We start from the raw sequence: 14,883 nt of genomic DNA on the forward strand, positions 1-14,883 counted from the left end.
AGTCCAGTCCATGCACACCACCAACGGCCGCACGCTGCGGTTCAACTCCATTGTTCTGGCCATGCTGGCCGCCGGCGCCGGGTCCACGGCGATCGCACAGGATGCAGCGCAGGCGCCGACCGCAACGACGCCGACGCTGTCGCAGATCGACGTGCGCGACAAGTACGAGCGCGAGGACCTGCCCACGCTGGCACCGGGGCGCAAGGCCGCCAAGGGTGCACGCCTGGGCATTCTGGGCGCCACCTCCATCGTGGACGCGCCGGTGCATGTCAACGCCTACACCCGCGAGCTGGCCGAGGACTGGTCCGCCCTGTCGCTGCAGGATGTGCTGGAAAACGATGCGGCCGTGGTCTTCACCACCAACAAGGGACACCTGCTGCAGAACTTCAACCTGCGCGGCCTGGATGTGACGGCCATGGACATCGCCACCAACGGCCTGTACGGCGTGGCTCCGGCCAATTCGGTGCCCATCGAGATGTTCGAGCGCGTGGAGGTGATGCGCGGCCCCAACGTGCTGCTGTCCGGCATGCCGCCGCTGGCCAGCGTGGCCGGCTCCGTCAACATGGTCACCAAGCGCGCGCTGGCCCAGCCCATGGCCGACCTGACGGCCACCTACGTCTCGGACTCCTACCTGCAGATGCATGCCGACGTGGGCAGGCGCTTCGGCCCCGAGCAGCGGCTGGGCCTGCGCTTCAACGGCGTCTACGGCTCGGGCGACATGGGCGCCAAGGACGAGAGCCAGAAGCGCCGCGTGGGCGCCCTGGGCCTGGACTACCTGGGCGACAGGGCCCGCTTCTCGCTGGACCTGTACAACAGCATCACCAAGATCGACGGCGGCAGCCCGGGCATGTTCAGCTTCCTGGGCAGCGCGGCCATTCCCGGCGTGGGCCGGCTGCTGGCACCGCCCGGCGGCGACGTGAACATGTTCCGCGGCACCCACGGCCAGTACGACAACAGCGGCCTGCTGGCGCGCGCCGAAGTGGACTTCACGCAGAACTGGCAGGGCTATTTCGCCTTCGGCGCCTCCGAGGCGCAGGGCAAGGGCCTGCTGTTCGGCACCCGCGCCATCGTCACGGGCCTGGACGGCACCACGCGCGGCGCCATCTACAACGTGCACACCGAATCCGAGCGCCGCACGGCCGAGGCCGGCGTCATCGGCAAGTTGAATACGGGCAGCGTGCAGCACCGTCTGCAACTGTCGTTCAACATCCTCAAGCACAAGGAAGGCACCTACAACACGGCCTGCAACTACTGCTACACCACCAACATGTACGAGCCGACGACGCCCACCTTCCCGGGCGCGCCGCAGTGGAAGGGCTACACCACCGAGAACGAATTCCGCTCGCTGGCCCTGGCCGACGTGATGAGCTTCGCCAACGACAAGGTGCTGCTGACGCTGGGCGCACGCCACCAGACGGTGAAGACGCCGCTGGTCAACGGCGTGTCGTCCAACTACAGCAAGAGCCGCGTCTCGCCCATGGCCGGCCTGGTCGTGCGGCCCTGGGGCGACAACGTCTCGCTGTATGCCAACTACACCGAAGGCCTGGAGCCCGGCCGCACCGTGGGCGCGGGCTTTGCCAACACCGGCGAGACCCTGGCGCCCATGCAGACCAAGCAGGGCGAGGTGGGCGTGAAGCTGCAGGCGGGCCAGACCACGCACACGCTGAGCGCCTTCCGCATCGAAAAGCCGTCCATCATCACCAACGGCGGCAATGCCCAGGTGCTCGATGGCGAGCAGCGCCTCAAGGGCCTGGAGTGGAGCGCCTTCGGCAAGCTCACGCAGACGCTGTCGCTGCTGGGCGGGGTGGAGTACATCAAGTCGCGCCAGATCAACTCCGGCCGTGAGAACTACGGCGTGCCCAAGCTGCGCGCGCGCATCGGCATCGACTGGGAGACGCCCGTGCAGGGCCTGTCGTTCGGCGGCCGCGTGCTGTACACCGGCTCGCAGTGGGTGGACTCCGGCAACAAGCTGCGCGCCCCGGCCTGGAACCGCTTCGACCTGATGGCCAAGTACGAGACCAGGTTCGGCGCCACGCCCGTGCGCTTCAATGCCAGCGTGGAGAACGTGACGGACAAGAACTACTGGATCGGCATGTTCACCGACGGCTTCGTCATGCCCGGCGCACCGCGCACCTTCAGGCTGTCGGCGACCGTGTCGTTCTGACCGCCTGACGCCTTGCAGGCCAACCGGCGGGGCGCATGTGTCCCGCCGGGTCTTTTGCTTCCCACGATCGAATTTCCATGCCGTTCTTCACCGTCGCCGGCCTGCTTGCCACCTCGCTGGCCTGCCTGTGCATCTATGCGGCCTCGCCCAACCAGAGGCTGTGGGCGGCCGCCTGGCCGCGCTGGCCTGCCCGGCTCACGAGCGTTGCCCTGCTCGCCGCCGGCTGGCTGGCGTTCGCCCAGGACATGCGGGCGCTGGCCGCCACCTTCACCTGGCTCACCCTGCTGATGCTGGCCTTCGCCCTGCTGCCCTATATCGGAGCGCTGTTCCATGGCCGACGCACACCCTGAGGCCCGCCCGCGCAAGCCGGCCCCCATCCGGCCGGACTGGATCTCCAAGACCCTGGCCGGCCTGCTGCTCGGCCCGGGCCTGGCGATCAGTGCCAGCGGCCTGCTGGCCGCCCTGCTGCACGACATGCCGCTGGCGGTGAGCGGGCAGCTGGTCATGTGGCTGGTGCCGCCGGTCTGGCTGCTGGTGCAGTCCCTGGTGTATTTCTTCTCCAGCGGCCTGCGCGCCTGGGCCTGGCTGGGCGGGGCCAACGCGCTGGCCCTGGCCGCATGGTGGCTGGTACGCGCCGCAACGCTGGGCAGCGTGGGAGCCGTGTCATGAGAGCCGACTACATCCGCATCTACAAATCCGTCCATACCTGGACGGGCATCCTCAGCGGCATGGCGCTGTTCATTGCCTTCTATGCCGGCGCGCTGACGGTGTTCAAGGAGCCCATCCGGCGATGGTCCACGCCGCCGGCCGCCGTGGTGCAGGCCGTGCCCATGGACGAGGTGCAGCCGCTGATCGCCCGGACCCTGGCCAGCACGCCGGCGGCCGCGCGCGGCGCCATCGTGCAGCTGCAGGGCGACAACGCCATACCGCGCCTGCAATGGCAGGTGCGCGATCCCAAGGCCGACGACCATGACGAAAGCGCCGTACGCCACTACACGGCACGGCTCGCGGCCGACGGCAGCGTACAAGTCGATGAGCAGCGTCCGTCCCGCCTGGTGGAGTTCATCGACGTGCTGCACCGCGTGGTCGGCCTGCCCGTGGACTCGGACCCCAACCGCTGGATCATGGGAGCGATCTCGGCCCTGTACTTCCTGGCCCTGGTGTCGGGCGTGGTGATCCTGCTGCCCTCGCTGGTCAAGGACTTCTTCGCCCTGCGCGTGGGCAGGAACCTCAAGCGCATGTGGCTGGACGCGCACAACGTGGTGGGCATCGTCAGCCTGCCCTTTCACATCGTCATGGCCTTGAGCGCCGTGGTCTTCGCCTACCACGACCAGATCTTCGAGGTGCAGGACAGGCTGATCCACGAAGGCCAATGGGCCCAGACCTTTGCGCGCCCATCGGGCAAGGCCCCGGATGCGCCCGCGCGCAACCCGGCCGACATGCTCAAGCCCTCGCAGCTGGTGGAGATCGTCAAGGCCGCCGCGCCCGGCTTCGAGCCCGAAAGACTGCAGTACGCCCAGGTCACCGGCCCCAGGCCCACCGTGCGCGTCTGGGGCAGGAATCCCCAGGCCGTATCGCCGCGCGCCGTGGGTGGCTTTGCCATGCTCGATCCCTACAGCGGAAAGCTGCTCTCGGCCGACTACCTCTCGGGCGGGCAGAGCACGCCCAACCTGTTCATCAGCAGCTTCTTCGCGCTGCACATGGCCTCGTTCGGCGGACTCGCGGTCTGGTGGCTGTACTTCCTGCTGGGCCTGGCGGGCGCGTGGCTGTTCTACGGCGGCAATCTGCTGTGGGTGGAGACGCGGCGCAAGGCCCAGCGCAAGGGCGCAGACATGCCCGTGCAGCGGCGCGACACGGCCCTCATGGCCTCGGCCACCGTCGGCGTCTGCCTGGGCTGCGTGGCCGGCATTTCCGCCACCATTGCCGCCGCCAAGTGGCTGCCGGGCCGCGTCGATGACCTGGCCGCATGGCACATGGGCATCTACTACGCCGTGTTCTTCACCAGCATGGCCTGGGCCTTCGTGCGCGGCGCGGCGCGCGCGGCCCCGGCCTTGCTGTGGCTGGCCGCCGCCTGCACGGCCGCGATCGCGCTGTCATCGCTGCTGGGCTGGCTGGCGCCAGGCACCGGCGCGTGGGTGGACACCTCGCTGATCGGCCTGGACCTGACGGCCGCGGCCGGCGTGCTGGCCCTGGCCTGGATGGCGCGTGCCACGGCACGGCGCACGCGCAGCGGCCCGCAGGACAGCGTGTGGTCCGCGCCGCGCGACAGGCTGGCGCCTCAGGACACCAAGGACTCACCGGCACCGGCCAGCTGAGCTGGCCGGCACGCCATGGGAGTGCGCAGGTGGGCCGGTTGCCTGGTGGGCCGGCCCATCCCCTGCTGCCGGGTCTATCCGAAAACGGCGCCGCCCGCATCCAGCGAGGGTGGGCGCAGGAGATCGGCATTGACGCCCATGGCCTCGCTGGCCCGCTCCACGGCCTGCCACAGGGGGGCTGGCATCTGCAGTATTTCCTCGGGGGAGTTGGCGCGGGCAATCCAGTCGCTGATCTCAACGTGCTGCTCGGGGGTGAGCAGGTCCAGGTTCAGCATTTCGTCAATGGTCTTCATCGGGTGTCGGTCTGTCGCTCTTGTGCAGGAGATGTGCGGGAGATGTGCGGGAGAGGTGCGGAAAGGAAACGCCCGTGCATTGTCAGCGGTCCGCAGCAGGCAATCGCTGCAGCAGGGCATCGCGTGCGCGCAGGCCGGCATTGGGCTTTCGAGCCTGCTCATCCTGGATCAGCGTGGCGAACACCAGCCTGCGCTGGTCCTTGGTGGCCCAGCCCACATACCAGCCGTAGGCCCGGCTGGCATCGTAGCGGTTGTCGCTGCCGGGCGACCCGGTGCCGGTCTTGCCATGCACGGTCCAGCCGTCCACAGGCACGGGGTGCCGGGTGATGCGCGCAGTCATGTCGATGGCCTGACTGCTCACAGACAGTTCCCGGCGCACGATCTTGCGCATGAAGGCCACCTGCTCGGCCGCCGAGATGCGCAGCGAGGACACCACCCACGCGCCGTTGTGGCCGGGATGGGCCACGGCAACGGCGGAGACATCCTCGTTGCCGTACTGGAAGGCCCTCACGTAGGCGCCAAACCGCTGCTGGCCCAGCTCCCGCGCCACCTGCTGCGAGTACCAGAACACCGAGTCCTTCATCCAAGCCTGGGGCGTGATCTCTCGCCGCCAGGCATCGCCGCCCCAGTCCGGATACTCCGGTTGGTACGGCCACGCGGGCCGGGATTCGTCCTGCAGGATGCCGGCGTCATAGCCCATCAGGCTGATGGCGATCTTGAAGGTGGAGGCCGGCGTGACGCGCTCGGCACAGGCCGGGCCGCTGTGCACCAGGGACTGGCCCGTGTCGGCGTCGGCGACGATGGTGCACAGTTCGTGCGCGCAAGCGGGAAGGCAAAAAAATGCCGCCACGACCGTGGCAGCGGACCCAGGAAATCCATGCATGTGCTGTGTACTGTGTGCTGTCTGATGCAGTGTGAGTGTCTGGCGCGCGATCATAGATGCGCGCGCAGCATTCGCAGCGCCCATGCAGCAAACATCCCCACAGCGTCCTCGGCGGCCGCGTCAGGAACGCGCCGAGGGCAAGGGCAAGGGCTTAGGGCTCTAGCCTTTGAGGCCCTGAGGGCCAGTCAGCCAGCCTCCGCCTCCTGCAGCTGCCGCCACATCACCTTGCCGCTGCCGCTCTTGGGCAGGGCCTTGACGAACTGCACGATCTTGGGCGCCTTGTAGACGGCCATGTTCTCGCGGCACCACTGGATGATGTCCTCGGCCGTGGTGTCTTCCTTGCCGGCGCGCAGCACGACGACCGCCTTCACCGACTCGCCCCGGTAGGCGTCGCGCGTGGAGATCACGCAGGCTTCCTGGATGGCGGGGTGGCGGAACATCAGCGATTCGACCTCGGCCGGCCAGACCTTGAAGCCGCTGGCGTTGATCATGCGCTTGAGGCGGTCGGTGATGAAGTAGTAGCCGTCCTCGTCCACGTGGCCCAGGTCGCCGGTGCGAAAGAACCGCTTGCCGTCGATCTCCATGAAGACCTGGGCCGTGGCGTCGGGCCGCTTCCAGTAGCCGTCGAAGACCTCGGGGCCGTGGACGACGATTTCGCCCTGCTCGCCCTGCGGCACGTCGGCGCCGGTTTCGGGGTCGATGACACGCGCCTCGGTGCTCATGAAGGGAATGCCCAGGCATTGCTGCTTTGGATGCTCGAACGGGTTGCTGTGCGTGGGTGCGGCCGTCTCGGTCAGGCCGTAGCCCTCGCTGAAGCGCAGGCCGTATTGCTCCAGCAGGCGCTGGGCCACGGCCTGGGGCATGGCCGCACCGCCGCCGCCGATGTACTTGAGGCTGGTGAGGTCGAATTGCGCAAAGTTGGGGCTGCCCAGCAGGTCGATGACCATGGTGGGGATGTTGGTCCAGTTGGTGACCTGGTAGCGCGAGATCAGCCGCCCGGCCAATTCGCGGTCCCAGCGCGGCATGACGACCACGGTGGCGCCCATGAAGATGGCCGTGTGCAGCACCGACACCATGCCCGTGATGTGGAACATGGGCACCACGGCCAGCACGACCGCCTCGCTGGTGCCGCTGCCCCAGTAGCTGCCCGCCACGGCGTTGTGGTTGATGGAGCGGTGCGGGTGCATGCAGCCCTTGGGATGGCCCGTGGTTCCGCTGGTGTAGGGCAGCACGGCCATGTCGTCGCGGCCCACCACATGGGGCGGCGCGGCGTCGGTACAGGCCAGGGCCTGCTGCCAGGTGTGGACGCTGCCGCCATCGAGCACGGCCGGCTCACGCCGGGTCAGCAGCCAGTCGTGCCACTGCACGGGCGGGGCGTCGTCGCCCTGCACCCCGGCATCGAAGGCGTCCGTGAACTGGGTGACGACCAGGTGCTCCAGCCGCTGGCCGGGCGCCAGCGCATTGCTGGCCTTGGCCAGCTCCGGGGCCAGGTCGGCCGTGGTGATGGCGACCTTGGCGTCGGCGTCGGTGATGTAGTGCCTGAGCTCCTCGGCCATGTTCATGGGATTGACCGGCACCACCACCGCATTGGCACGGAAGATGGCGTAGTGCGCCAGGATGAGTTGCGGCGTGTTCTGCATCAGCAAAATGACGCGGTCGCCGCGCTGCACGCCCAGGCCGTGCAGGTAGGCCGCCATGCGCTCCGTGCCCTCGCACAGCTCGCGGTAGCTGATGGAGCTGCCGAAGTAGCGGATGGCTGCCTTGTCCGGGTAGCGGCGCGCATTGACGGCCAGGTTGTCCCAGACGCTGGTGGCGGGCACGGTGATGGAATGGGGCAGGCGGCTGGGCCAGAAAGCGTGGTGCGCGGGCTGGGAGGACATGGGTGGATGGGCTTTGAAGTGTCGGTGAGTGGAAGGGACGGCGGCAATCCGCCTTGCCAGCGAGGCTAGGCCCACACCCGGTTCCCGGCATTGGGGAAGGCCCCAGGAGATCGTCGCCAAAGTGACGCTTGCGCGCCCATGGCATACCGACGCCACCGCAACTCGCCTTCTGCTTTCGCAAGCCGGCCACGGGCAAGTCAAAAGTACGCCACAAGTACGCCACAGGTACGATGGCGCCATGCCCTCCACGCCCGCCATGCCCCGCCTGTCCCGCCTGCAGCTGTCGCTGCGCGATCTGCTGGTCCGCCACCGCAGCGCGGCCCTGGCCACCCAGCCCGCCGACTCCCCTGCCCCCGGGGCTGGAGATGCACTGCCCGCCCCCCGGCTGTCCATGGTGCCCTGGGCCTGGAATGCGCAGTTTGGCTGCTTTGTGCTGCACGTGAGCGCACTGGCAGCGCACACGCGGGCCATGGAGCTGCACCCGGCCGTCAGCCTGCTGGTGTGCGCGGCCGAAGTGGACGGCGAGGGGGTGCATGCACTGGAGCGCGTGGCCATCGAAGGCGTGGCCAGCACGCCGCCGCCCGGCAGCGTGCTGGCCGATGGCGCGCGCGACAGCTATGTGCTGCGCTTCCCCGAAGCCGCGTTCATGACCGATCTGGGCGACTTCCGCTTTGTCTGCATCACGCCATCCATCGCCCGGCACGTGGCGGGCTTTGGCGCGGCGCGCGATGTGTCGGCCCATGACCTGATCGAAGCACTGAGCATCCCGGCCAACTGACTCACTCGCCCCGCACGTGGGCCGCGATCAGGGCGCCCGCCGCATCGCCCTGCCCCGCCACGCAGGCGCGCACATGGTCCTCCCACATCTGGCCCTGCTGCTCCACCTGGGCATGGACAAAGCGCCGCAGCATGCGCCGGGGATCGTCGCAGCGCTCATAGGCATAGGGATCGCCGCGCGCGCACAGCGCCTTGAACTGCAGCCAGGCGGCCTGCCGCGTGACGGGCATGCCCTGCAGGCGCTGCCACTGGTGCAGCAGCTCATGGGCAAAGATGCCTGCGATCTCCGGATGCACCAGGCGCAGCGGCTGGTGCGGATCGGACTGCGTGAAGAAGGCGCGCGGCATGAAGATGCGCCCGCCATTCATGGACAGCGCCCTGCGCGTATCGCCCAGGCGCCGCTGGTACAGGCGCAGGCGCGGCAGCAGCGCATCTAGCGAGGCGCCGAAATGCGTGCGCACAAAGGCCTGCTCCTGCGCATCCAGTGGCCGGCTCCAGAAGACCATGCTCAGCCGCCCGACCCCTGCCGATAGCGCCGCGCCATGAAATCCACAAACGCGCGCACGGCCGGGCGCAGATGCCGCGTGCGCGGATACAGCGCGTGGTAGCTGTACTGCCCCAGATGAAAACAGGGCAGCACCCGCACCAGCTGGCCGCGCTCCACGGCCGAGCGCACGGTATGCCAGGTCAGCGCAGCAATGCCCCGGCCTGCGCGTGCGGCCTCGAAGATGGTGGCCACCGAATCGGTGCGCAGCGCCGTGTGCGGCTGCACCTCGGTGACGGCGCCCTGCGCGGACACCACGCTCCAGCGCAATGGGGCCGGGCCCGCCGCAAAGGCCAGGGCGCGGTGCTCTGCCAATTGCTCGGGCGCCTGCACCACGCCCTGGCGCATCAAGTAGGCGGGCGACGCCACCAGCACCAGCGGCGAATGCGTGAGCAGCCGCGCCTGCAGCCCGCTGTCAGGCAATTGGCGGCTGATGCGCACGGCCGCATCTACGCCCTCGGCCACCAGGTCCACCAGCCGGTCGGTGCAAAGCAGCTGCAGCTCCAGATCGGGGAATTGCTGCTCGAACTCGGGCAGCCAGTCGCCCAGCTCGATGGCGCCCACGGCCAGCGGCAGCGTGATGCGCAACACGCCCGCAACGCGCGCACGGCGCTGCGCCAGTGCGGCCTCGGCCGCATCGAGCTGCTCCAGCAACTGCACACAACTGAGGTAGTAGCTGCGCCCCGCATCGGTCAGGCTCAGCCCGCGCGAATTGCGCTGCAGCAGCTGCGTGCCCAGCTCCGACTCCAGCCATTTGACATGGCGCGACGCCGTGGAATGCGTCATGCCCAGCCGGTCCTGGGCCGCCGTGAAACCCTGCGCGTCCACCACGCCGCAGAACACCCGCATGGCTTGCCATCTGTCCATTGCTCATGCACTCCTTTGGCGGGGATTGTGGGGCATGGACCTCCGATGCCGCCCAGCCCGCTCAGCGCAGCGCCAGCGCCAGGATGCCGTCCGTGGACATGACATCGCCGAACACATCCTCGATCTCGGCCAGCGCGGCACGGTGCAGGCTGTCGGCGTCCACGGATTCGCCGTTGCTGCGCGTGATGGCACGTGTGGCCACGGCATCGCTGGCAACGACGACCTCGAAGCCCAGCGGCGCGGCATCGCGTGCGGCGCCGGCCACGCAGGCGTGGGTCATGAGGCCGCAGATGACCACGGTGGTGATGCCACGCGCGCGCAGCTGGTCGGCCAGGTCGGTGCCGACGAAGGCGCTGACGCTGCGCTTTTGCACCACGGTGTCGCCCGCGCGCGGCTGCAGGTCGGGGTGGAACTGGACGGTGCTGCCATTGACGGCAAACACGGGCGCACCTTCGGGGGCAATGTGCTGGATGTGGAACACGGCAACCTGCCCGGCATCGGCCCATTGCAGCAGGCGCCGGGCCTGCTCAAGGACCTGCGGGCCGCGCGGGATGGGCAGGCGGCCGCTGAAGTACTCGTTCTGGAAGTCGATGACCAGCAACGCCGTGGCACCCCGTGGCAACTGGCTGCGCGCCGGCGCGCCGGACAGGGCTCGGAGGGTGGGATGGCCGGTGGATTGGGTGGCCTGGCTGGCCTGTTCTGCGAGGGACATGCAGTGCTCCTGAAAACGTGAAGTGGTTGATGCCTGCAGTCTAGAAACGCACAGGGCCCGCCGCAACGCCATGGAGCGGCCAGCATCTGTGCGGGTTCTGCACAGATCGCCCATGCTTTGAAAAATGCGCCATCTCTGTGATGGCGCATACGGCCTTGGGCCTTGCATCGCTTCAACCGGCCGCGTGCCGGTGAAGGTGGCGATGTCGCATTGAAACATGGCCTGCGGCCCTCCCGCTCAAGAAAGGGCCGCAGGCCGGCGCGGCGCTAGTTCTGCAGCTGCTGCCAGACCTTGTCCAGCCGCTTGATGCTGACCGGGTACGGCGTGCGCAGCTCCTGGGCGAAGAAGCTCACGCGCAGCTCCTCCAGCATCCAGCGGTACTCCTGCATGCGCGCATCGATGTGGCCCTTGCGCTCGGCCACCAGGCGCCAGTAGCGCTGCTCCAGCGGGCGCAGCTCGGTCAGGCGGCTGGCGTCGCGCGCGGGGTCGGCGCGGTACTTGTCCAGCCGGCTGGTGATGGCCTTGAGGTAGCGCGCGTAATGCTGCAGCTGGGTCCAGGGCGCGGCCGCGATGAAGTTCTTGGGCACCAGGCGCTGCAGTTGCTGGGCGGCGTCGGCCGTGGCATCAGGCGCGTTCTTGGTGTCCTTGATCTTGCGCTGCGCCGCCGCGTACTCGACCAGGATGGTGGAGGCCATGCGCGCCACCTCGTTGGCGATCAGCGTCAGGCGTCCGCGCCCATCCTGCACGCGCTGCTTGAACTGCGCGTCGTTGGTGGGCAGCGGCTCCTGCAGGAAGGCGCGGTCTATGGCCACGTCGATGATCTGCTCGCGCAGTTCCTCCTGAGTGCCCAGCGGCATGTAGGCGACGGCCATCTTCTGCAGGTCCGGAATGTTCTTTTCCAGGTACTTGAGCGCGTCGCGGATCTGCAGCGCGAACAGGCGGCGCAGGCCCACGCGGTGGCGGGCGGCCGCAACCTCGGGCTCGTCGAAGACCTCGATGCCGACGGCATCGCCGTGATCGATCAGCGCCGGGAAGCCGATCAGCGTCTGCCCGCCCCGGCCGATCTCCATCAGCTCGGGCAGCTCGCCAAAGCTCCATTCCTTGTAGCGGCTGTCGGCGGGCTGGCTGGGCTTGGCGTTGCTGGCAGGCGTGGCCTGGTCCGCCTTTTCAGGCTTTGCCGCCTTGTCCTGCCGGGCGCCAGATGCCGCCTTCTTGCCGGCTTCGGGCGCGGCGGCAGGCGGGGCCGCAGCCTCCGTGACCGAAGCCACCTTCAGCGCGGCCAGCGCCTGGAAGGCGCCGCGCGCCTTGGCGCCGAGTTCGGCCTTGAGCGCGCCCAGGTTGCGGCCCTGGCCCAGCTGGCGTCCATGCTCGTCCGTGATGCGGAAGTTCATGAACAGGTGCGGGCTGAGCATGTCCAGCTTGAAGTCGGCACGCTTGACGTCCAGCGAGGTCTCGTCGCGCACCTGCTTGAGCAGGGCATCGATCAGCGATCCCTGGCCCCAGCGCTCGGGCGTGGTGAAGAGTTCGGCCAGGCGCTGGGCGCTTTCGGGCAGGGGCACGAAGCGGCTGCGCGGGCGCTGCGGCAGGCTCTTGAGCAGGGCCTGGAGCTTGTCCTTGAGCATGCCGGGCACCAGCCATTCCACGCGCTCGTCGCTGACCTGGTTGAGCACGAACAGCGGCACGGTGACGGTGATGCCGTCGCGCGCGTCGCCCGGGCTGTGCAGGTAGCTGGCCGTGCAGTCCACGCCGCCGAGCTTGACCACCTTGGGAAAGGCCTGGGTGGTGATGCCGGCCGCCTCGTGGCGCATCAGCTCGTCGCGCGAAAGGCGCAGCAGGTCGGCGTTTTCCTTGGCCGCCTCGCGGAACCAATGGTCGAAGGTGGCGCCGCTGAACACGTCCTTGGGGATCTGCTGGTCGTAGAAGGCGTAGATCAGCTCGTCATCGACCAGCACGTCCTGGCGGCGGCTCTTGTGCTCCAGCTCCTCGACCTTGCGCACCAGCTTGAGGTTGGCGGGCAGGAAGTGCCAGCGCGTATCCCACTGCCCCTCCACCAGAGCCTGGCGGATGAAGATCTCGCGCGCGGACTGCGGATCGATGCGGCCATAGCTCATGCGGCGGCCGTTGTAGACCACCAGGCCGTAGAGCGTGGCGCGCTCCAGCGCCACCACGTCGGCCTGGTTCTTGGACCAGTGCGGATCGAGCAGCTGCTTCTTGAGCAGGTGGGCGCCGACTTCCTCCAGCCACTGCGGATCGATGGCGGCGATGCCCCGGCCGTACAGGCGCGAGGTTTCCACCAGCTCGGCCGCAACGATCCAGCGCCCCGGCTTCTTGGACAGGTGGGCGCCCGGGTGCGGATGGAAGCGGATGCCGCGCGCACCCAGGTAGGCATCGCTTTCGTCGCCCTTGTAGCCCAGGTTACCCAGCAGGCCGGACAGCATGGACAGGTGCACGGCGTCGTAGCCTGCGGCCTCGGTGTTGATCTTCCACTTGTGCTCGTTGACCACGGTCAGCAGCTGCGAGTGGATGTCGCGCCATTCGCGCACGCGGCGGATGTTGATGAAGTTCTGGCGCAGCAGCTGCTCCCACTGGCGGTTGCTGAGCTTGTGCGAGGGCTCGTCATCCGTGCCGGGGCCGGTGTACTGCGGATGGAAGGCCGCCAGCGCCTCGGCCGCCGGGGCGGCCACGCTCTGCCCGCCGCTGCGCTGGGCCACGGGCAGGAAGGCGGCATTGCGCGCCGACGGCTTGGCGGCCGGGGCCTGGGCGCCGGCCATTTCCTTGCGGCTCTTGGCCACCACCTTGCCGCCGCGCGCATCCTGCAGCCATTTCCACAGGCGCAGGTAGCCGCTGAATTCGCTTTTCTCGTCGTCGAACTTGGCGTGCTGCTGGTCGGCCTGCTGCTGGGCCTCCAGCGGCCGATCGCGCACGTCCTGCACGGACAGGGCGGATGCGATGACCAGCACCTCGGCCACGGCGCCGCGCGTGCGTGCCTCCAGGATCATGCGGCCCACGCGCGGGTCCAGCGGCAGGCGCGACAGCTCGCGGCCCATGGGCAGCAGCTCGCCGCGCTCGTCCACGGCGCCCAGCTCGCCCAGCAATTGGTAGCCGTCGGCAATGGCGCGGCCCGAGGGCGATTCGAGGAAGGGGAAGTTCACCACGTCGCCCAGGCCCAGCGACTTCATGCGCAGGATGACGCCGGCCAGCGAGGAGCGCAGGATTTCGGGGTCGGTGAAGCGCGCGCGCGTGCCGAAGTCGGCCTCGTCGTACAGGCGTATGCAGATGCCGTTGGCCACGCGGCCGCAACGGCCCGCGCGCTGGTTGGCCGCCGCCTGGCTGATGGGCTCGACCAGCAGCTGCTCGACCTTGCTGCGGAAGGAATAGCGCTTGACGCGCGCCGTGCCCGCGTCGATCACATAGCGGATGCCGGGCACGGTCAGCGAGGTCTCGGCCACGTTGGTGGCCAGCACGATGCGCCGGCCCGTGTGGCTGTCGAAGATGCGGTCCTGCTCGGCCTGCGACAGGCGCGAGAACAGCGGCAGCACCTCGGCATGGCGCAGCACGGGCTGCTGGGCCAGGTGCTTGCGCAGGTGGTCGGCGGCCTCGCGGATCTCGCGCTCGCCGGGCAGGAAAACGAGGATGTCGCCACCCGCGCCGCCGGCCCACAGCTCGTCCACGCCTTCGGCAATGGCATCGTTGAGGTCGTGGTCGCGCTTTTCCTCGAACGGGCGCCAGCGCATCTCCACGGGGTAGGTGCGGCCCGAGACCATGATCACGGGCGCAGGCCCCTTGGGGCCTTCGAAGTGCCTGGAGAACCGCTCGGCATCGATGGTGGCCGACGTCACCACCACCTTGAGGTCGGGGCGCCGGGGCAGGATCTGCTTGATGTAGCCCAGCAGGAAGTCGATGTTGAGGCTGCGCTCGTGGGCCTCGTCGATGATCAGCGTGTCGTAGGCCTTGAGCAGCGGATCGGTCTGCGTCTCGGCCAGCAGGATGCCGTCCGTCATCAGCTTGACCGAGGCGTCCTTGGACAGCCGGTCCTGGAAGCGCACCTTGTAGCCCACCACATCGCCCAGCGGCGTGTTCAGCTCCTCGGCAATGCGCTTGGCCACCGAACTGGCGGCAATGCGGCGCGGCTGCGTGTGGCCGATCAGGTGGCCGCGCACCTGGCCCTTGTCGTCGGGCGTGGCGTTGACCTTGCCCCGGCCCAGCGCCAGCGCGATCTTGGGCAGCTGCGTGGTCTTGCCCGAGCCCGTCTCGCCGCACACGATGATGACCTGGTGCCGGTCCATGGCCTCCATGATTTCCTCACGGCGGGCGGATACGGGCAGGGATTCAGGGAAGCTGATCTTCAAAGGCATAAGGGGCTGGATTATCCCCGCGCCATGCCGGCGGCGCCACACGGCTGCGGATTTCCATACGCCTGGCCTGTGCCGTCCGCATGAAAACCCCCG

12 protein-coding genes are annotated in these 14,883 nt (G+C 68.7%); 5 read left to right on the forward strand and 7 right to left on the reverse strand.

What is annotated here, in order from left to right; all coding sequences use genetic code 11:
• Nucleotides 1–10: 10 nt before the first annotated feature.
• The 4 genes from A9976_RS29035 to A9976_RS29050 all read left to right on the forward strand — a co-directional run bounded on the left by A9976_RS29035 (nt 11) and on the right by A9976_RS29050 (nt 4,479).
• Entirely contained in the window at nt 11–2,164 is a 2,154-nt protein-coding gene (locus tag A9976_RS29035) for a TonB-dependent siderophore receptor (protein ID WP_183021834.1), read from the forward strand.
• A 77-nt stretch (nt 2,165–2,241) separates the two neighbouring features.
• The gene (locus A9976_RS29040; RefSeq protein WP_183021835.1) at nt 2,242–2,514 is read left to right on the forward strand and encodes a hypothetical protein; all 273 of its coding nucleotides are present in this window, start codon (nt 2,242–2,244) and stop codon (nt 2,512–2,514) included.
• Nucleotides 2,495–2,833, forward strand: coding sequence for a hypothetical protein (locus A9976_RS29045; RefSeq protein ID WP_183021836.1), 339 nt, complete (start codon nt 2,495–2,497; stop codon nt 2,831–2,833). Before A9976_RS29040 ends, A9976_RS29045 begins: the two co-directional genes overlap by 20 nt.
• A complete protein-coding gene (locus tag A9976_RS29050; protein ID WP_183021837.1) occupies nt 2,830–4,479 on the forward strand; it encodes a PepSY domain-containing protein in 1,650 nt (549 codons plus the stop codon). The genes A9976_RS29045 and A9976_RS29050 overlap by 4 nt, the downstream gene beginning before the upstream one ends.
• Nucleotides 4,480–4,553: 74 nt before the next feature.
• On the opposite strand, the gene A9976_RS29055 is transcribed toward A9976_RS29050, so the two are convergent.
• From A9976_RS29055 to A9976_RS29065, 3 genes are all read right to left on the reverse strand, one after another.
• Nucleotides 4,554–4,772 carry a hypothetical protein gene (locus A9976_RS29055; protein ID WP_012206342.1) on the reverse strand — a complete coding sequence of 73 codons (219 nt, stop codon included), beginning with the start codon at nt 4,770–4,772 and terminating at the stop codon, nt 4,554–4,556.
• 82 nt (nt 4,773–4,854) lie between these two features.
• Nucleotides 4,855–5,655, reverse strand: coding sequence for a class D beta-lactamase (gene blaOXA, locus A9976_RS29060; protein ID WP_183021838.1), 801 nt, complete (start codon nt 5,653–5,655; stop codon nt 4,855–4,857).
• A gap of 185 nt (nt 5,656–5,840) precedes the next feature.
• Entirely contained in the window at nt 5,841–7,535 is a 1,695-nt protein-coding gene (locus A9976_RS29065) for a long-chain fatty acid--CoA ligase (RefSeq protein WP_183021839.1), read from the reverse strand.
• Nucleotides 7,536–7,773: 238 nt separating this feature from the next.
• On the opposite strand from A9976_RS29065, the gene A9976_RS29070 reads away from it, so the two are divergent.
• A complete protein-coding gene (locus A9976_RS29070; protein ID WP_183021840.1) occupies nt 7,774–8,313 on the forward strand; it encodes a pyridoxamine 5'-phosphate oxidase family protein in 540 nt (179 codons plus the stop codon).
• A gap of 1 nt (nt 8,314) precedes the next feature.
• Here the strand turns inward: A9976_RS29070 and A9976_RS29075 are convergent, their stop codons facing one another.
• The 4 genes from A9976_RS29075 to hrpA form a co-directional block, all read right to left on the reverse strand.
• Complete coding sequence (locus tag A9976_RS29075; RefSeq protein ID WP_183021841.1) at nt 8,315–8,818, reverse strand: hypothetical protein; 504 nt, start codon at nt 8,816–8,818, stop codon at nt 8,315–8,317.
• Nucleotides 8,819–8,820: 2 nt separating this feature from the next.
• Nucleotides 8,821–9,723 (reverse strand): LysR family transcriptional regulator, encoded by a 903-nt coding sequence (locus A9976_RS29080; protein WP_183021842.1) that lies wholly within the window; start codon nt 9,721–9,723, stop codon nt 8,821–8,823.
• A 61-nt stretch (nt 9,724–9,784) separates the two neighbouring features.
• Nucleotides 9,785–10,435, reverse strand: coding sequence for a cysteine hydrolase family protein (locus A9976_RS29085; protein WP_183021843.1), 651 nt, complete (start codon nt 10,433–10,435; stop codon nt 9,785–9,787).
• Nucleotides 10,436–10,701: 266 nt separating this feature from the next.
• Complete coding sequence (gene hrpA, locus A9976_RS29090) at nt 10,702–14,790, reverse strand: ATP-dependent RNA helicase HrpA (protein WP_183021844.1); 4,089 nt, start codon at nt 14,788–14,790, stop codon at nt 10,702–10,704.
• Nucleotides 14,791–14,883 lie beyond the last annotated feature (93 nt).

Origin of the sequence: Delftia sp. UME58 (assembly GCF_014170385.1) — a bacterium.
In the GTDB taxonomy this organism is placed as follows: Bacteria; Pseudomonadota; Gammaproteobacteria; order Burkholderiales; family Burkholderiaceae_C; genus Comamonas; species Comamonas acidovorans.